Annotated in this window: 15 protein-coding genes; 2 read left to right on the plus strand and 13 right to left on the minus strand. The window is 51.7% G+C overall.

The features are described 5' to 3' along the window. Positions 1–53: 53 nt before the first annotated feature. The 3 genes from HW115_RS15140 to HW115_RS15150 all read right to left on the minus strand — a co-directional run bounded on the left by HW115_RS15140 (position 54) and on the right by HW115_RS15150 (position 2,090). On the minus strand, positions 54–923 hold the full coding sequence (locus HW115_RS15140) for a fructosamine kinase family protein (protein ID WP_178933791.1): 870 nt from the start codon (positions 921–923) through the stop codon (positions 54–56). Positions 924–945: 22 nt separating this feature from the next. Further along, positions 946–1,488 carry a TFIIB-type zinc ribbon-containing protein gene (locus tag HW115_RS15145; protein ID WP_178933792.1) on the minus strand — a complete coding sequence of 181 codons (543 nt, stop codon included), beginning with the start codon at positions 1,486–1,488 and terminating at the stop codon, positions 946–948. Positions 1,489–1,586: 98 nt separating this feature from the next. After that, complete coding sequence (locus tag HW115_RS15150; RefSeq protein ID WP_178933793.1) at positions 1,587–2,090, minus strand: hypothetical protein; 504 nt, start codon at positions 2,088–2,090, stop codon at positions 1,587–1,589. A 177-nt stretch (positions 2,091–2,267) separates the two neighbouring features. Here HW115_RS15150 and HW115_RS15155 point away from each other — a divergent pair, with 177 nt between their 5' ends. Both HW115_RS15155 and HW115_RS15160 read left to right on the plus strand, forming a co-directional pair. Then, on the plus strand, positions 2,268–3,170 hold the full coding sequence (locus tag HW115_RS15155; RefSeq protein ID WP_227021573.1) for a ThuA domain-containing protein: 903 nt from the start codon (positions 2,268–2,270) through the stop codon (positions 3,168–3,170). A 34-nt stretch (positions 3,171–3,204) separates the two neighbouring features. Beyond that, positions 3,205–4,194: a bile acid:sodium symporter family protein gene (locus tag HW115_RS15160; RefSeq protein ID WP_178933795.1), complete on the plus strand. Its 990-nt coding sequence runs from the start codon at positions 3,205–3,207 to the stop codon at positions 4,192–4,194. A 25-nt stretch (positions 4,195–4,219) separates the two neighbouring features. On the opposite strand, the gene HW115_RS15165 is transcribed toward HW115_RS15160, so the two are convergent. From HW115_RS15165 to HW115_RS15210, 10 genes are all read right to left on the minus strand, one after another. Next, on the minus strand, positions 4,220–5,284 hold the full coding sequence (locus HW115_RS15165) for a 3-deoxy-7-phosphoheptulonate synthase (protein WP_178933796.1): 1,065 nt from the start codon (positions 5,282–5,284) through the stop codon (positions 4,220–4,222). A 163-nt stretch (positions 5,285–5,447) separates the two neighbouring features. After that, positions 5,448–6,245, minus strand: coding sequence for an outer membrane beta-barrel protein (locus HW115_RS15170; RefSeq protein ID WP_178933797.1), 798 nt, complete (start codon positions 6,243–6,245; stop codon positions 5,448–5,450). Positions 6,246–6,451: 206 nt separating this feature from the next. Continuing rightward, complete coding sequence (locus HW115_RS15175; RefSeq protein ID WP_178933798.1) at positions 6,452–7,465, minus strand: hypothetical protein; 1,014 nt, start codon at positions 7,463–7,465, stop codon at positions 6,452–6,454. A gap of 49 nt (positions 7,466–7,514) precedes the next feature. Further along, positions 7,515–8,507: an HAD family hydrolase gene (locus tag HW115_RS15180; protein ID WP_178933799.1), complete on the minus strand. Its 993-nt coding sequence runs from the start codon at positions 8,505–8,507 to the stop codon at positions 7,515–7,517. Positions 8,508–8,639: 132 nt separating this feature from the next. Beyond that, positions 8,640–10,208 (minus strand): arylsulfatase, encoded by a 1,569-nt coding sequence (locus HW115_RS15185; protein ID WP_178933800.1) that lies wholly within the window; start codon positions 10,206–10,208, stop codon positions 8,640–8,642. 131 nt (positions 10,209–10,339) lie between these two features. Then, positions 10,340–10,978 (minus strand): response regulator, encoded by a 639-nt coding sequence (locus HW115_RS15190; protein WP_178933801.1) that lies wholly within the window; start codon positions 10,976–10,978, stop codon positions 10,340–10,342. Further along, positions 10,975–12,543, minus strand: a complete 1,569-nt coding sequence (locus HW115_RS15195; protein ID WP_178933802.1) for a PAS domain-containing protein — start codon at positions 12,541–12,543, stop codon at positions 10,975–10,977. Before HW115_RS15195 ends, HW115_RS15190 begins: the two co-directional genes overlap by 4 nt. A 26-nt stretch (positions 12,544–12,569) precedes the next feature. Next, a complete protein-coding gene (locus HW115_RS15200) occupies positions 12,570–12,911 on the minus strand; it encodes a potassium channel family protein (protein WP_178933803.1) in 342 nt (113 codons plus the stop codon). Between the two features lie 89 nt (positions 12,912–13,000). Continuing rightward, entirely contained in the window at positions 13,001–14,674 is a 1,674-nt protein-coding gene (locus tag HW115_RS15205; protein WP_178933804.1) for an aspartate:alanine exchanger family transporter, read from the minus strand. 65 nt (positions 14,675–14,739) lie between these two features. Further along, a complete protein-coding gene (locus HW115_RS15210) occupies positions 14,740–17,877 on the minus strand; it encodes an efflux RND transporter permease subunit (protein WP_178933805.1) in 3,138 nt (1,045 codons plus the stop codon). Between the last annotated feature and the right edge of the window lie 25 nt (positions 17,878–17,902).

Consider the following 17,902-nt stretch of genomic DNA (forward strand, 5'->3'; position numbering starts at 1 on the left):
CAGAAAGGGGGGCTTTCTGATGGCGTGAGGCAGGCTTCAGACAAAATGACTTTTTACCGGCAAAGGTTGAGGATCATTGTCTGCGCCTGATTGGCGTAAGACGCGCCAAAGAGAACGGTGTGGTTCAGGATGTGATAGAGGTTGTAGAGCTCGCGTCGGCGCTGGTATCCAGGGGGTAGAGGCCAGACTTCATCGACGCCCTTCCAGAAGGCGGGACCGAAACTACCGAAGAGTTCACTCATGGCGAGGTCCACTTCCCGGTCACCGAGATACACGGCCGGGTCAAAGAGCACGGGGGTCGAGCTTCCACTTGTTTTGTTGGTAGTGTAATCGGCGTTGCCTGTCCATAGGTCGCCGTGGACCAGTGAAGGGGCAGGATGATGATCGGCCAAAATGTCGGGGATGCGCTCGAGTAGTTGTTGGCTGCGCGGAAATTCAAAGCCTAGGTTGAGGCAGCGGTTGAGCATCGGTTCCAGACGTTGCTTTCTCCAAAAATCACTCCAGTTGGCGTTCCAACCATTGTTTTGTGGGGTGGATCCAATGAAGTTGTCCTGATGCCAACCGAAGGTTGGGCGAGCATGGTTGCGGGCTGTCTGCTGGTGCATGCGTGTCAGCTCTTTTCCAAGTTGTCTTGGATTGGGGGGAGCCCCCATATCGATGTGATCCAAGACAAGGTATGCTTGGGAGTCATATTCGCTGCAGAGGATGACCACGGGAGTCGTGACACATCGGGAGTCGGCTATGGCCATGAGCCCGTCGCTCTCTGCTCGGAACATGGCTGAGTGTGTGATGTGGTTGGTTTTGACAAAGTAGGGGCCCCAGTGGAAGGCTTTGGAGATACAACCCCCGCTGATCGGGGTCGGAGTGCCTAATGATCCGATGGCATCGTTGCTCAGCTGTTTCCGCAGATGATCCCAGATCATGGCTAGCCCAGGTCGTTGGTTCTTATTTGACGTTGTTGAGGTAGGCGAGGGCGAGGTCACGGTGCGGGTGGCTCTTGAGTTGCTCGCGCAGTGTTTGCAATTCTTCCAAGAGCGTCTCACCGAGGCGTTCGCTGAGCATGTTCCGGTGGACTTCCTGGGCCGCAGCCATCATCACTGCATTTTGCCATGGTGCGGTGAAGATCAGATGGATTTCATCGTGGAAGTTGCGTGAGCGCAGGGCTTCCCATTCGCCTGCATCGAACCACACTCCGCCGGTGATCGAGCGGTCGATGGAAAAAGAAAACCCGTGACCTACCTTGTAATGGATCATGATTGTGCCGGTTTCCGGGCAGATTTTGGCGCTTTTGGGTTCAGAAGCGTCGGGCGCGATGTCCGGTGGTTGGGGGAGATGCTCGAGCCGTTCCGGCTGTTTTTTGAGCCAGGACCAGTAGGCTTGTAAGGTGATGTAATGACCTGAAGATTCAGGACAGCGGAATGCAATGAGACCTTCTTCCAAGGTGACTTGCTGCATCGGGAGGTGTTGACCAAGCGGGCTTTTCATCATGAGTATGGAGAATCGATTGCTTGGACTCTAGCACCAATGTCGTGCTCGTGCAGGTCGAAATGTGGATTTTGCCATCAGGCTGGAAGTGCCCGCAGCCACTACAGGTGCATCTCAAGGTCGTGGGCTCTCGGTGACGGATCCCTCCAGATGAAAAAGCTACCGGAAATCCCTAGAAAAGAAAACAGCGTCAGGGCTGGATCGTAGAGGATTTGATAGGTTGCAGTGCGGAAGACTGAATCAAGGTCGGTAATCTGCAGGAGATGTGTGCTATCTCGATGGATAAAAATCAGGGTGATGAGGCATTCGGAACAAACGATCCCTATTAGGGTGAAACCTGTGGCGATCATTTGATAGATCAGCCCCCGACCACCTGAAAAATGTGAGGTGCAGAGTGCAATGACGCCACCGAAAACCAGAGCCAGCAATGGAATCCAAGATTGGGTGAGTGCGGCTAGGGCGATCCAGCAGATGGAAAGCAGCAGGCAGGAGGTGGCGGCCGCGAGAATGGCTATTTTCAGGGACCCCAGACTTTGACTGCAGAGGACGCACCGGCCGGGTTCGTTGTTATTCGCTGAGCAGGAGCGGCAGATGTAGTTAGTCATGATGGGGTAGTTGAAAGTTCAGCTTGTTGAAACGACCGAGGTGGAGCGTCATGGGCGCTTTTGCAGCTGCAGCTCATTGGTTGGCGCCGTTGTTCAAATCCGGAGATGCAATCGTATGATTTTAAATTTGGTTGTCAAACGTACTGGTTTTGGTAGGTCTGGACTATGAATTTGAACATGACGATATCGGGTTTGCTTACAGCGGCCGTGCTGACAACGCTTGGTGTGAATGAGGGATACGCGGGGGATAGGAAGGTTGAAATTGCTAAGGCACTGGAAGGACTGGAAGTCGAAAAGGCAAAGGCCCCGCGGAAGATGCTGGTGTTTACACTGACCCGTGGCTTCAAACATGCATCGATTAAGACCGGGGAGCTGATGATGCAGCTGATGGCAGAAAAATCCGGAGCCTTTGATGTGGTAGTCAGCAATGACCTGGCCAACTTTGAGCCTGAGAACCTTAAGCATTTTGACGCCGTGTGTTTTTTAAATACCACCTTGGAGGTGTTCAGTCCGGCCAAGGGAGCCTGGGCCAAGATGAGCGAGGATGACCGTAAGGTGTCCAAGGAGAATGAGTTGCGTTTGAAAAAGAGTTTAATGGACTTCATCAAAAGCGGGAAAGGATTTGTTGGGATTCATGCCGCGACGGATACTTTTTATGAGTGGCCGGAATATGGTGAAATGATTGGAGGCTATTTCAATGGCCATCCATGGAATGCAAAGACCCAGGTCAGCGTGAAAGTCGAGGACGGTCAGGAAAAGCATACCTGCTGTGCGCATTTGGATGGTAAGAACCTCGAATTCAAGGAGGAGATCTACCAGTTTAAGGCACCCTACGATCCTAAGAAGCTACATATCTTGTTGAGATTGGATCCTGAAAAAATGGACCTGAGCATCGGCAAACGGGCAGATAAGGATTATGCCGTGAGCTGGGTAAAGCACCATGGCAAGGGGCGTGTGTTTTACTGTTCGTTAGGCCATAATCACCACATTTACGAAAACCCGAAGGTTTTGCAGCATTACCTGAGGGGGATGCAATGGGCGATCGGAGATGTGGAAGCTGAAGTAAAGGTCGGCCAATAATTGGGGGCGCGTTGCTCCCTGTATGCCCTGCGACATGCAGTTGTTTTTCAACCGGGTGAATAACCTGTTTTGGCTCTGGACCATTTTGGGTTGTATCTGGGCTTGGTTTTTTCCTGCACATTTTATCTGGTTTATCCGGGATACCGTTCCCGGAACCGAGATCAAGCTGATCAACCTTGGTTTGGGTGTGATCATGCTCGGGATGGGCATGACCCTCGGGGTGGAGGATTTTAAGGCCGTTTTACGACGACCTTGGATGTTGGGCTTGGGCGTAGGTGCCCAGTTTCTGATCATGCCGATGTTGGGGTGGTCGGTGGCCGTGTTGTTTGATTTGCCCCCGATGTTGAAACTTGGGGTGATTTTGGTCAGTTGTTGTCCTGGCGGGACGGCATCCAATGTCATTTGCTATTTGGCCCGTGCGAATGTGGCCTTGAGTGTTTTGATGACGATGGCATCGACCTTGCTGGCTATTGGATTGACGCCGTGGCTAACCAAGGTGTATGCAAGTGCCATTCTGGATGTTGATGCCTGGGCGATGTTCCGTAGTATGGTGACGATTGTGCTTCTGCCGGTGCTTGGAGGCATACTTTTGAATCAGGTGTTTGGTCGTCGTTTGGATGCCTTGAGGAGGGTGTCACCTTTGGTTTCGATTCTGGTGATCGTCATGATTGTTGGTGGGGTGGTTGGGGCGACCCAATCTTATATCCTTCAATATGCCGGCTCCTTGCTGGTCGCGATATTCATTCTTCATGCCTTGGGCTTTTTCCTCGGTTATGGGGTAGGGCGCTTGGTGCGTTTGAAGGAAAGGGAGTGCCGAACCTTGTCGGTAGAGGTTGGGATGCAAAATTCGGGTTTGGGAAGTGCGCTGGCCAAACAACATTTTAGTTTATTGGCTGCCAGTCCCTGCGCCATTTCGGCTTTATACCATTGTTTGATCGGAAGTTTTTTGGCTGCTATCTGGAGCAGGCAGAGTAAGGATGGGAAACAAAACGAGCCAGCGGGAGGCTCCGCTGACTCGTTGTAAAATGAGATGGGTTTGAGATTGGAGCTTATCCCTTGCGGCGTGATTGTACGGCTTTGGCAAACTCGGCAAGCATGGCCTCGGTCGTTTCCCAGTTGACGCACTCGTCGGTGACGGATTGGCCGTAAGTGAGGTCAGAGAGGTTGCTTGAGAGCTTCTGGGCACCGGCAACGAGGTTGCTTTCGATCATGGTGGCGGTGATCGCCTTGTTGCCGTCGGCAATTTGGTCACAGATCGATTGGGCAACGGCGGGTTGGTTGCGGTAGTCCTTCAGGGAGTTGCCGTGAGAGCAATCGATCATGACGGTGGCAGGGAGGCCGGCACCTTCAAGTTGACCGGTGACGTCGGCTACACTTTCCTGATCGTAGTTCGGCCCTTTGGATGACCCGCGAAGAATGATGTGGCAGGCATCGTTTCCGGTGGTGGTGACGATGGCCGAGACCCCTTGTTTCGTAACGGAGAGAAAATGGTGGGGGCGGGCCGAGGCCTGAATGGCATCGAATGCGATTTGATTGGATCCTCCGGTTCCGTTTTTGAAGCCGACGGGCATGGAAAGTCCTGACGCGAGCTCACGGTGGATTTGGGATTCGGTGGTGCGGGCTCCGATAGCCCCCCAGGTGATTAGGTCGGCGTAGTACTGGGGAGAGATGGTATCGAGAAACTCGGTTCCTGCAGGCACTCCCATTTCAGCGAGTTCGAGCAGCAGTTCGCGGGCAACGCGTAATCCGCGGTTGATATCGAAGGAGTCGTCGAGGTGGGGGTCATTGATCAGACCTTTCCAGCCGACGGTGGTGCGAGGTTTTTCAAAATAGACCCGCATGACAACCATCAGGTCATCGCTGTAGCGCTCGGCGGCTTCCTTGATACGTGCCGCATACTCGATGGCTGCTCCGGTGTCATGGATGGAGCAGGGACCAACAACGACCAGTAGGCGGTCGTCCTTGCCTGCAAGGATGGCTTCTGATGCCTCACGGGCGGTGGCAACGGTTTCAGCTGCTTTGTCGCTGATGGGAAGGTAGTAGGATAGGACGGAGGGCGAAATCAGCGGCTTGACGGCGCTGATGCGGAGGTCGTCTGTCTGGAAATGGCTCATGTGGAGGCTTTTAGGCGCGATTCCCGAAAAACCAACCTCCAAATTGAGAAAAATCGGCGATGCCGGGGCAGCAAAGTGAGGTGGACAGAAAAAAAGCACTCCGGCGGTGTGCCGGAGTGCTGGTGGTGGTTTGAGCGTTTGATGTCTCCGTGACCGAGAATCTTTAGAAGGTGTAGACGGCTCCGAGAACCGGACCTCCGATATCGAGGTCATAGAGGAAGCCCCCGTCCGAGTAGTCGAGATACTGGTGACGATAGCCTCCAACGAGTCTCCAGCAGTCGTTGAGCTGATAGCCAATACCAGCAAGGACTTGCCACGTGCTGTCAGCGGAAACGCCGAATCCTCCTACTTGCCCTACGACGTGGGCGTTCCACTTTTCGTTGAACTGATGAGTCAGGGAGATTCCAATGGTCGGATCGATCCAGTCGGTGGATCCGTCGACGTCTTGAGTGAGCTTACCTTTGGTTTCCAGCTCGGTGTAGAAATAGGTGTATTGAAGGCCGGCCATGAGGCGGATCGTGGTTTTATCGTTGTGATAGATGCGGTATTTGGCTCCAAGTTCCATACGGAATTGTTCCAGGCCGATGTTGACTTTATTGATTAGAGGGCCTCCGGGACCCTCCTGTTCACCTTTCAATTTGATATATTGCATATCAGCATAATACCCCCAGTTGCCCTTATTGGCTTTGAATGAGAGGTATCCTGCAAAGTCGAGTAGGTCGATAATGTCATCCAGAGGTAGATCGATATCGGTAACGACGTTTTTGACTCCAGCCTGCCCTTCGATGCCTGAGAGCCAGAGGTAGGGGGCAATGTTGTATTCCCATGTATCCTCGGCCGCGACGGGGTCGGGGACGATGATGGAGGCGTTTTTGCTGTCGTCCTGTGCTTGAAGTGCACCGGCGGTGGAGATGAGGGATGAGATGACGCAGGTGGCAATCGTTTTATAAAACATGTTCATAAGGAATGGGTTAATATGATGCTACGCTTAATAATTAAATTCCTGGATTGGCGCAAGATAATTATGAGATGGTCAGGCATGCTGGTTTTCGATATGCGTGAGGATACATGAGCTTAAACAGAGAAAACGGCTCCAGCCAATAGAGGCGGGAACCGTTGGGGAGATGAAAGTGAGCGTGTGATCAGGCTTCTATCCTCAGTCTGTGATCAGTCTCCAAAGAGCCGGGGAATGATCGGGGTGAAAATGATACGGAAATTCCAATCGGCTCCGGCCCGATCCGGCTGATGCACGTAATACTGAGCTTCCATACCGACTCTGATTGGCACCTTGCCGATCTTGATCATATCGATGTAGCCCAAGCCGATGGGGACCGAGTAGCGATCGCTGCCGTCCTCCCTCCAGTTGACCCGGATATTGGGTGTCATGCCGATCAGTGCTGTGTGAGTGAGGCGATAGTTGATGAAATACTGAATGTCAGTTTGGCTGGTTTCGCTGCGGTCGTCATCACCGGCATAGGACCACCAGTGCTGGGCAAGCAGACCATAGTTAAAGCTTTTCCATCCTTGTCCAGGCTCTGGCGCGATATGGGCAAAAAGGAAGGCGGGGCCTGCCTGAAACTTGCCTTGTCCGAGAACGTCTTCTTGAGCTGTTGGGAAGATTTGGCTGGCTCCAATCCCCCAAATATTACCGTCCTCTTTATTGGGCCCAAGGAGAGTGAGCAGGATGGTGTCACCGAAGCCGGTGGTTGTGCCGAAGGGATCTGCAGCCAGCGAACTAAGCTCATCGCTATTGAAAATTTGTCCTTGGCTGGCTCCGAGCAGTTTTCCCGCGTCTTTATCGAGTGGAACAGAGTTGTATTGGAAAACGGGTCTGAGAATGAAGTTCCAGTCCCCTCCGATCACAGGGAAGGACATCACGGGTTGAAATTTATAACTGTACATCCACTCATCATCATCGAGCAGGTCACCTTTGAATTTGGTTGAATCAACCTGGTTCCAAAGTAGCCAGAGGTCAGAAATGGGGTTGGCGGTTTTTTTTGCCAGAAGAGCCATCTCGTCGGCACTTCCACCGGTCGACTCAATAGAGGCCGGTTCTGGGGCTTCTGATGCCTCGCTGGGGTGTGGGAGGCTGTCCCCGGCGTATGTTAAGGGGCTGGCTGTAATGGCTATCGCTAAATGCCTTATAGGGATCCAGCGAGTGAGGGTGTTGGTGATGTTCATGGTTGTTTATATGGGTTTGTTCCAGTTGAATCTGGTTTATGGTTTGAGGTTAGTTCGTTTTCTTTTCTGACTGATCTGGGAATATGGTTTTCCAATCTTTTTGCATACTAATGATTGTCCAGCCTCGTTGAGGTGCCTCAACGAGCCCTCGTTTCAGTTGGCCAATGTGGGAGGGGCTATCATATTGCCATTCGCGTTTGGCGTCGTCGTGATGGACATAAACGCCGAGGCGTAGGCCGCTTCCAGCGGTCGTCCATTCGAGCATTTCAAAGTCCCCATCGGAGTTTCCAAAGGCCGCTATGGGTCTTCGGCCGATGTGTTGATGGATGCCAACAGGTTTACCCGCTTTGTCGTCGATAAAGTTAAGCTCAGGAAGTTTCGTCAGAGTTGGTTTGCCATTACGAATCTCATAAACAGCCTTAATGCTGCTTCCCATGACTTGTTCTGGTGGAATGCCGTAGGTTTCTTCCGCAAACACGCGGATAAAGTCAATGCCGCCGCCGGAGACAATGAAGGTTTTGAATCCGTTTGCGCGTAAGTAAGTTAAAACTTCCAGCATGGGTTGATAGATCATTTCATGATAAGGGCGATTGGTTGTCGGATGGCGTGCTGTTGCCAACCAATCACGCACACTTTGATTAAACTCCTCGGTGGTCACCCCTGCATGAGTTGCCATGGCCATTTCCAGGATGGCTTTATGACCTCCGGATAGTGCGGTTTTGGTATCGCCTTTTAACACCGAGGCAAAGGGCTCCTTGTTTTTCCATTCAGGGTGTTGAGGAGCCAAGGCTTTGATCCGGTCAAAGATAAAAATGGCTTGAAAATACATCGGTTGCTCGCCCCAGAGTGTGCCGTCGTTATCAAACACCGCAATACGTTTGGCGGGCACGACATAATCTTTCGATCCCTCCGTCGTAGTCTTGTTGACAAAATCAATAATAGAATTTTTCGAGGCACTCTTATTCCAAGAGGGGAGAGGGTCGGCCTGGAGGTTGGGGCTGATGAAGATAGCCAGGGCTATCAAGGATGGCAGTGATTTCATGGAATCAGAATATGAGAACGTTGGAACCTTCTCTGGTTAGATGGCACAATTGCTCAATTGGAGGAGCTGAAAGATTGTAATGGGGCCCTTTTTCAAGAGCCCCATTACAAAGCGTTATGAGATAGGTCCGGGTTACTTGCCCTTGCTGCTAGCTGCGTCAGTCATTTTCTGCATGACTTGATCGATCGAGAAGCTGGCTGGTTTCATGCGTGGTGGGTATTCCTTGAATGTGCCCAAGAACTTACCAACATATTGCTGAGCGGGAACTAAGAGGAAAATGCGATCCATCATCCAATCATAGTAAGTGTTGGAGGTGAATTGAGCTCGCTCATAGGGGTCACGGCGGAGGTTAAAGATCAAAGGGACGCGAAGTTCTACCCATGGATCAATCCATACGCGTAGTCCACCTTTCGTCTTTTGCTCAAGGAAAACCATTTTCCAATCGGCGTAGCGTAAGGCTGTGAGTTCGCCGGTATCTGAGAAATAGAAAACTTCTTTACGGGGGCTATCCACATTATCGGGATCTTTAAGATGCTCAGTGATGTTGTATCCATCGAGGTGGATTTTGTAGTCACGGTTGAGTGCTGATGACTTGTAGCCATCGAGTAGATCTTCTTTGATGTCGGTCTTGCCTGCAGCAGCAAGGAAGGTAGGCATCATGTCCATGTGGTGAACCACTCCGTTGGATACTGAACCTGGCTGTACCACACCGGGCCAGCGAATCAGGCAAGGAACTCTCCATCCACCTTCGCCGTTACTATTTTTTTCATTCTCGAAAGGTGAAGATGCGGCATCGGGCCAAGAGTTCATATGAGGACCATTGTCGGTTGAATACATGACGATGGTATTGTCGGCGATTCCGAGATCGTCGAGTAGCTTCATGAACACCCCAATATGGATGTCATGTTCGATCATTCCCGCTTGGTATTCGTCCAGATGCTTGCCGGCAATTTCGTCGGCTTGCTTGCGCATTTCACTTTTGACATGGGTGCGGAAGTGCATCCGAGTACCGTTCCACCAGCAGAACCATGGCTTGCCTGATTTGTGTGAGCGTTGAATGAAGTCGACCGCTGCAGCGACAGTTTCATCATCGACTGTTTCCTGACGCTTTTTAGTCAGCGGACCAGTGTCTTGGATTTTTCCATCAGCTGAGGATTTGATGACACCGCGGGGGCCGAATTTCTTTTTGAATTCTGGGTCGCGAGGGTAGTCTTCATTCTCTGGCTCTTCTTCTGCATTGAGGTGGTAAAGGTTACCCAAAAATTCATCAAATCCATGATTGGTTGGAAGCATGTGATCCTGGTCACCGAAATGGTTTTTACCAAATTGACCGGTGACATAACCTTGGTCTTTCAAAAGTACTGCTATGGTAGGATCCAGAACATTGATTCCTTTGGGTGCTCCGGGTAGTCCCACTTTCGACAGGCCCGTTCTGTAAACGCTTTGGCCTAACATGAATGAAGCTCGTCCAGCGGTGCAGGACTGCTCTCCGTAATAGTCAGTGAAAAGGATTCCCTCCTTGGCTATCCGGTCAATGTTAGGGGTTTTATAGCCCATCATGCCGCGGGTATAAGCGCTTATGTTGGACTGACCGATGTCATCCCCCCAGATGACGAGGATGTTTGGTTTTTTCTCTGCAGCAACAGCACTTAAGCAAGTTATTAAGCCGGTTACCAGAGTTGTGCATAGTGTACGTTTCATGGTTCTAATTGTTGGGCCGGATTGAGTTTTTTTAATCCGGTATCAATGAGAATAGAGTGACAACGCAAAAATGTCTACTCGGGTAACTCCCAGTTCAGCACAGTACTTTTACTAGGGGTTGGTGGGGTTGCTTATAAGTCAAGGTTGGTCTCCGAGGGTTGATTTTTTTGAGCTGCAAAATGAATGAGCTCGGCTGACTTTGTTAGTCCCAGTTTTTTCATCGCCTGGTATTTGTGATATTCGACAGTGCGAGGTGAAATGTTCAGTTGGGCACCAATTTCTTTGGCTATCAGGCCTTGAGCAAGCAACTGGATGATTTCCCGTTGTCTTTCGGTGATACGGTTGGTCTCGTTCGTCTGGTCTGACCATTCGAGTATGTCTCGTGTTAATTCTGATGGGATGTAAACCTTCCCGTGGAGAACCTCGCCTAGTAATGTTAGTAGTTTTTCAGGGGCCGTGTGTTTCAGAATATAGGCAGAAGCTCCAGCCTTGATGGCTGCTGATGCATATTCGGGCTCCATGTGCATTGTGAGTAGGATGAATTTAGCCCGACACTGGCGATTGCGAAGTGTCCGTATTGCCGTAATCCCATTCGTCTTGGGCATGGATAGATCGGACACAACCAAATCAGGCTGATGTTTGAGGGCTAAATCGATCAGTTCGTTGCCGTCTGTTGCCCGGGCCACGATTGTATAATGGGGATCGAGCAGGCTGTGTAACCCATTCAGAAAGATTTGATGGTCATCCGCTATGATGATCGTTGGTTTCATTTCAGGTGAGGGTTGTGGCGCTTTGTGAGTGGGAGTTCGATTTTTAACATGGTCCCTTGAAGGGGTTTTGAATGAATATTCAGATGGCCATTACTCAAACGAACTCTCTCAGAGATACTGACTAATCCTAGCGACTCTTGGTTTTTTGCCGATTTCAGGTCAAAGCCGATGCCGTCATCTTTGATTGTTAGTGTTGCTGATCGATTGTTATAGATGAGTTCGATGTGAACTTTCGATGCTTCGGCGTGACGGTGAATGTTCGTGAGGGCTTCTTGCAGCACTCGGTATGCGCAAAGCGCTTGTTCCTGGTCGAGTTGATTGGAGCTTGGGTGGAGCAATAGATGGACAGGTATTCCCGTTCGCTTTTTAAAGCGTAAGCATTTGGATCGGATGGCGGAGTTAAGCCCGAGATCCTCAAGGATTTTGGGATGAAGCTGGCGGCTGAGTTCTTGAGTGTCTACAGCAAGTTCCCCGAGCTTTTGCCCGAGGCTCAGCAGTTCCCTTTTTGTTGCTTGTTGCGATAACGAGCTTTGTTGGGCTATCCTCTTAATATCAAGGGCCATGGCGGCCAGTCTTTGGGTGACATCATCATGGAGTTCGCGAGCCAGATAGCGTTTTTCGCTCTCACGTGTGTCGACGAGTTTTTTGCCGAGTCTTTCCAAATCTCGTTGGATTTGATGTCGCTGATCGGCTTCTTGTTTTAGCTGCTTATTGCGAGTGTGTAAAAGTGTTTCAGACTGTTTGCGTTGTGTGACATCTGAAATGATACCGACGAAATGGCTGAGTTCATGATGATCATCAAAGACGGGAGCAATTTGTAGATAGTTCCAGAAGGTGGAGCCATCTTTCCGATAGTTGAGAAGCTCGCCATGATAAGGTTTCGCGGCATTGACGGCCTGGCGGATCAGCAGTAGTTGTTCAAGGGAGGTTTCAGGGCCTTGGAGAAACCGACAATTTTTACCCACTGTATCTGGAGAGTCGTAGCCGGTAATGGTGGTGAACTGTTTATTGTGATAGAGGATGGGCATCCCCTTAGCCTTGGCATCGACGATGACACAGCCGTCTCTCATTGTTTCAATCGCCAGAGAGCGCAGGCGGTTGGATTCTTCGGTTCTACGCAGTTGGGTGATGTCCCGTGCGGTGCCCCACAATCGAATCAACTGGTTGTTTTCAATCAGAGGAATAAAATTGTTGAGCACTCGGATTTCCCGGCCGTCTTTATCTTGCTCGATGGTTTCAAAATCAACCACATCAAACTTTGCCCGGACCGCCCGAAGCAGCGTTGGCATCGTCGAGGGTAGTTCCTCGGGCATGATTTTTTCAAGCCGTTGGCCATTCATTTCAGCGACGCTAAGCCCGTAAAGTTTAGCAAAGGACTCATTCACGTCTGTGAGGTAGGCGTGCTTGAAGAGATGCCGAGCTTGCTCCATCTCGTCGGTGTCGAGCTGAAGTGGTTGATCAAGTTCTAGGCACCAAATTTGTTCGGTGCTGTTTTTAAGAAAGTAAGCGAGATCTTCTTCTGAATGGAGAAGGGAAGCTTTGATGTTTGATGTCGGTGAGTCCATGGCCTAGCTGGCAATGTGTTGGGTCTTCACTCATCCGAGGACGATTGAGGCGCCGTGGTTTGATCTTCGACATCCAGATGACGTAAGATGTTCGGATCTTCTTCGGAGAAGGATAGCTCCACGGCTTTAATCGCCATGGCAACAACAATGCCAGTCAGTAGAAGACCATTGATGCCAATGCAGATGGAGACGATGCGGGCTGGCCAGGTCTCGGGTGAGAGATCGCCATAGCCAACGGTCAATGATGTGATAAATGCCAGATATTGTCCTTCAATGATGGGAATGCTATCGAATAGTGAGATAAGTAAGCCCCCACCGATGATATTGGCCAGTAGGATCAAAAGAACATTCCGCGTTTCTTTCGCCATAAACCACAGGCAGCCGATGAGCCGGCGAGCACGGAGGTGATCGATGGGAGGGGTGACCTTTTTTGATGAGGGCATTGTGAGGAGGAGGGTTAAAGAGCCATGATAATCGTGCCGGCAAATGTGAGTAAGACATTGGCAAAGGTGTAGGTGCCGGCGTAGCCAAGGGCTGGGATTTCGCTTTTTGCGGCATCCGTGATGACGTTGAGTGAGGGGGTGCTGGTCATGGCTCCGGTGATGGAGCCGAGTAAGAGGGCGGGGTTCATGTTCAGGACCTTTTTGCCAAAGAAATACCCGACAAAGACGGGGAGCAAGGTGACAACCATTCCTCCTAAAAGAAGGGGGATGCCAGCCGACATTAAGCCCTCCACGATACCGCCGCCAGCATTAAGCCCGACTCCAGCCATGAACATGACCAGCCCGAACTCCATGAGGATATTGCGGGCTGCTGGTGGGACGCCACCAAAGGATGGGTTGATCGATCGGATAAACCCGAAAACAATGCCGAGCAGCAGAAGCCCTCCGGCGCTGCCCAGGCCGATGGATACCCCCCCAAGTTTAAGCATGATCATGCCGATGAGTAAGCCGCCACCGATGCCGAAGGCAAAACTTAGGAGATCGGTTTGGGTTTCCTCGGCTTCGATGCGTCCTATTTTTTCGGCAAGCGCTTCGAGTCTGCTTGATTCCCCGGTGATGTAGAGGCGGTCACCTTTGTTGGTGGTGATCATGTTGTCGACGGGTAGATCGATGGAGGCGCGTTTGATGCCTCGAACATAGCAGCCGAAATCTGCGGTGATTGCGAGTTCAGAGAGTGTTTTGCCAACGGCCTCCTGGCGGATGACAACGATTTCTTTGGTGATGATGTCGTAGTTGAGTAACTCTGGGTCGAGTACTTCAACACCCGCTTCCTCTTTCCGGCGTTCGTGTTCATAGAGGCTGCCTATCACAGAAACGACATCCCCTTTTTCAAGCACTGTGTCATCATGAATAGACAGAATTTTTCCTTGGCGGCGCATTTTCAGAGGCGTTGACTTTTTGCCAGCGGCAGCGCGGAGCACTTCGATGGTTTTTCCCTCCATGGCCTCGGGGATTTGATAGGCACGAATCAGTGGTACATGAGCGCTGTCATGCGCCAGCTTTTTCTTGGCGCTGAAGCCTCGTTCGTCGGCCAGTTTTTTTGCTTCTTCCGGCAGATCTATTTTTAAAATGAGTGGTAAATAGCGGATGAAAACGATCAGGCCGATGGTTCCAAAGATGTAGGTGATGGCATAACCCACTGAGACGTTTTGCAGTGCTTTTTCAGGGGTCATTCCCTCCGGTATATTGGCCAAGCCGCTGCGCACTGCATCCTGGGCTCCGACAAGTGTCGGGGTGCTGGTGAGCGATCCGGCCAAGAGTCCGGCATTCAGCCCGTAATCAAGACCGATGATACGGGCGATGATCATCGCTGCACCAAATGCACTGGCTGCAACGACAACAGCCAAGGCTATATACTTGGCTCCATCTATTTTGAAGACACTGAAGAAAGTGGGGCCAGCTTGCAGACCCACGGCAAAGATAAAAATAGTAAAGCCAAAGGTGCCGAGAATGGGTTGGGATTCGAACCCGAAATGACCGAAAAGCAGACCAACCAGAAGAACGCCTGTGGTTGATCCTAGTTCAATGCTTCCAATTTTGAGGCGACCGAGGAGTAGTCCGAATGCGACGACCGAAAAGATCATCAAGGTCATGTTTTTGTTAAATAACTCGTAGAAGTTGATTTCCATAATAGTAGTGATTTTTCTGAATAAAAAGAGCCTTTACCGTGGGTAAAGGCTCTTGAAATTTTAAGTTAGGCCTTTTCTTTTGCAGGAGGTTTAATCTTAAAGAAGATGGTGTAACCCACTGGGATGACGATCAAGGTGAAGAGTGTGCCGAGGGTGAGCCCGGCCATGATGGTGACCGACATCGCAACCCAGAAGATGTCTTGAAGTAGTGGTGCAACGCCCAGGATAGTGGTTGCGGCTCCTAACATGATGGGCATGGTCCGTGAGACGGCGGCTTCCACAACCGCCTTGTATGGGGGGAGTCCCTCGGCTTCGTTGGCCCGGATTTCATCGATCAAAACAATCGAGTTTTTAATCATCATTCCGGAGAGACTGATTGCCCCAATCAGAGCCATAAAGGAGAACGGGTTGTTCGTGATCAGTAATCCTCCAACAATGCCGATGATACCCAGTGGAACCACGATAAAGATCAGTGCGGGGATGCGAACCGAGTTAAACAAGGCAACCATCAGGAAGAGCATCAGGACGAGTGAGGCAATAATTCCGGGAATCAGAGATAACTGGGAATCGAGAGTGCCGAAATATTCACCACGCCATTCCAACTTGTAACCCGGAGGAAGGGGGATGGCTTCAAACTCTTCGCGGACGTCGCTGAGCAGGGTGGGGAAACTGACCCCATCTGGAGCGGCTTGAACGGTAATCGCCGGTCGGCGGTTCCATCGGACGCGGATCGGATCTTCCCATTCGAGCTTGATACCATTGGTGACGGAGTCGAGCGGTAGTGACTTGGTTGAGAGTGCAGGCCGGACCTGAAGGGTATCCAACGAGTCGCTCAGGCGCTGTCGCTCTTCGTCGACAAAACGAACCACCACAGGTTGCAGGCTATCGGCTTCGCGGTAGAGCCCGACTGGTAGTCCGTCGTGGGAGGCCCGAAGGGCGCTTGCGACGTTCACCCGGGAGACCACGGCCCAGCGCGCTTTTTCGTCGTCATATTGGGCAACCGCCTTTTGCACCGGTTGGCGCATGTCTGTTCTGACATCTTTCGCGTAAGCACTTTTGGCGAGGATTTTTTTCCCTTGCTCGGCAAGATCTTTGAGAACTTCGGGGTCGGCGTTGGCTGGTCCACTGAAGCGGGCTTCAAAGGGCCAGGTGAAGCCCGGTCCGGCAGAGAATTTACGGACGCGAACCATTGCTTGAGGTTGGGTTTCTCGGACCCACTTGGTCATTTCCTCGACCTGAGCCGTGACCGTTTTGAGGTCTTTGGTATTGACCACGATTTGGGCGTAGGACTGGTAAGGGAATTCAGGGTCAACGGGCAGGTAGAAGCGAGGTGGTCCACCTCCGATGTAGGTGCTGATATTGAGCACTCGGTCATCGGCCATGAGTTTGTCTTCGATCTCTTTGAGGTCGGAGGAGACGTTTTGAATGCGTGTTCCTTCCGGGGCCCAGTAATCGATCATAAACTGGGTACGGGTGGAATCCGTGAAGAATGCCTGATCGACTTTCTGGAAGCCGAGAACGGCGGTGACAAACAGAATGATGAGACCGAGCACGGTGATGGCACGTTTGCGGATGGCTGTTTCCAAGATCCGGCGGAACATGGTAAGAAAGCCGCTCTCGGATTGACTGGAGTCGGCATCGTCCTCCGTTTTTCCTCCCTTGGGGACTTTCAACATGGCCATGCATTGCAGGGGAGTCACTGTCATGGCGAGCACCCAGCTCAACATCAGGGAAATGCCGACCACGATGAACATGGTGCGGCCGTATTCACCACCATCGGTTTTGGAGGCAATACTGGGGTAGAAGGCGGCAACGGCAACCAGAGTGGCTCCCAACAAGGCGACGGCCGGTTTGGCGGTTGCTTGAATCGCGGCATCCCGTTTGTTCATGCCTTTTTTGAGGCGGGATGAGATCCCGTCGGCGATCACAATTGAGTTGTCTACCATCATGCCGAGAGCGATCACAAAGGCTCCGAGTGAGACGCGGTGAAGATCGACTCCGAGGATGTTGAGGAAAATCAGGGTGCCGAGGATGGTCAGGGCGAGGCCGGAACCAACGATCAGACCAACGCGCAGGCCCATACCGAGGGCGATGACGACCAGAACGATGAGTACGGATTCAAGCAGGTTGATGATGAACCCTCCGACCGCTTGTTCGACCAGGTCTCCTTGCCATGCCACCCGGTCGATTTCAATACCGACAGGGATCTCTTCCTTGAGTTCGTCGAGCCGTTCGGCGATGGCGTTGCCGGTGGCTGTGATGTCTCCGCCGGCGGTAGTTGCGACTGAAATAGCGATGGACGGGCGTCCTTGGAAGCGCATCTCAGTGAGTTGGGGCTCAAGGTATCCTCGGCGTACGGTAGCGACATCCTTGACTCGCAAGAGGTCCGTTCCTTTGCTGACCAGGCTTTGGCCAGTGAGTTGTTCACCAACATTGATGGAATTGTCGAGTAGGCTGGCCCGGACGGTGAGGTTTTCGATCTGTTCGACCGAGGTGAAGTCGCCGGTGACCTCGAAGCGGATGCGTTTGTTTTGAATGTCGATGGCACCAGGGTCGACCACGATGTTTTGGCTGGTGAGGTTCATCAGCAGGGCTTCGGTGGTTAATCCGAGTTCGGCCAGTTGCTGTTCCTTGACATCAATGTAGATGACCTTGGGCTGCTGCCCCCAGAGTTCGACTCGTGCGACACCCGGAACGAGGTTGAGTTCTTTGCGGATGTTTTTAACCTGCTCCTCGAGTTCAGCGTAGTTGTAACCATCTCCGGTGACGGCAATAACAAAGCCGTAAACGAAGCTGAAGTCATCCATGACCATGGGTTTGGCTACTCCAGGGGGTAGCGTGTCAGAGACGTCATTGACCTTTTTACGCATTTCATCCCACACCTGGGGAAGTCGGTCGGCCCAGTATTCGGGCTGGATTTCCACTTTGATCAGGGAGCTTCCGGCACGTGAATAGGAAGTCAGGAAGCGTAGCTGTGTCATTTCCTGGAGGGCTCCCTCCAGTTTATCCGTGACTTCTTCTTCCACTTCCTCCGGGCTGGCGCCGGGATACTGGGTCATGATGATCGCGGTTTTCACCGTGAAATCAGGATCTTCCAGTTTGCCCAGGGTAAAGTAGCTGGCGATGCCCCCTACGGCGAGCAGGGCGGCAAAGAAGTAGGTGAAGACCGGTCGGTCGATGGCGAGAGAAACAAGAGTTTTCATAGCGGGTAGGCTAGGGTTTCCAATG

It is taken from the genome of Oceaniferula marina (genome assembly GCF_013391475.1).
Lineage (GTDB): Bacteria > Verrucomicrobiota > Verrucomicrobiia > Verrucomicrobiales > Akkermansiaceae > Oceaniferula > Oceaniferula marina.

Coding starts and splice junctions, on each gene's coding strand:
- HW115_RS15140 (WP_178933791.1), bottom strand. CDS start 923: ATGATCTGGGATCATCTGCGGAAACAGCTGAGCAACGATGCCATCGGA.
- HW115_RS15205 (WP_178933804.1), bottom strand. CDS start 14,674: ATGGAAATCAACTTCTACGAGTTATTTAACAAAAACATGACCTTGATG.
- HW115_RS15195 (WP_178933802.1), bottom strand. CDS start 12,543: ATGGACTCACCGACATCAAACATCAAAGCTTCCCTTCTCCATTCAGAA.
- HW115_RS15160 (WP_178933795.1), top strand. CDS start 3,205: ATGCAGTTGTTTTTCAACCGGGTGAATAACCTGTTTTGGCTCTGGACC.
- HW115_RS15155 (WP_227021573.1), top strand. CDS start 2,268: ATGACGATATCGGGTTTGCTTACAGCGGCCGTGCTGACAACGCTTGGT.
- HW115_RS15185 (WP_178933800.1), bottom strand. CDS start 10,208: ATGAAACGTACACTATGCACAACTCTGGTAACCGGCTTAATAACTTGC.
- HW115_RS15180 (WP_178933799.1), bottom strand. CDS start 8,507: ATGAAATCACTGCCATCCTTGATAGCCCTGGCTATCTTCATCAGCCCC.
- HW115_RS15210 (WP_178933805.1), bottom strand. CDS start 17,877: ATGAAAACTCTTGTTTCTCTCGCCATCGACCGACCGGTCTTCACCTAC.
- HW115_RS15175 (WP_178933798.1), bottom strand. CDS start 7,465: ATGAACATCACCAACACCCTCACTCGCTGGATCCCTATAAGGCATTTA.
- HW115_RS15190 (WP_178933801.1), bottom strand. CDS start 10,978: ATGAAACCAACGATCATCATAGCGGATGACCATCAAATCTTTCTGAAT.
- HW115_RS15145 (WP_178933792.1), bottom strand. CDS start 1,488: ATGATGAAAAGCCCGCTTGGTCAACACCTCCCGATGCAGCAAGTCACC.
- HW115_RS15170 (WP_178933797.1), bottom strand. CDS start 6,245: ATGAACATGTTTTATAAAACGATTGCCACCTGCGTCATCTCATCCCTC.
- HW115_RS15165 (WP_178933796.1), bottom strand. CDS start 5,284: ATGAGCCATTTCCAGACAGACGACCTCCGCATCAGCGCCGTCAAGCCG.
- HW115_RS15200 (WP_178933803.1), bottom strand. CDS start 12,911: ATGGCGAAAGAAACGCGGAATGTTCTTTTGATCCTACTGGCCAATATC.
- HW115_RS15150 (WP_178933793.1), bottom strand. CDS start 2,090: ATGACTAACTACATCTGCCGCTCCTGCTCAGCGAATAACAACGAACCC.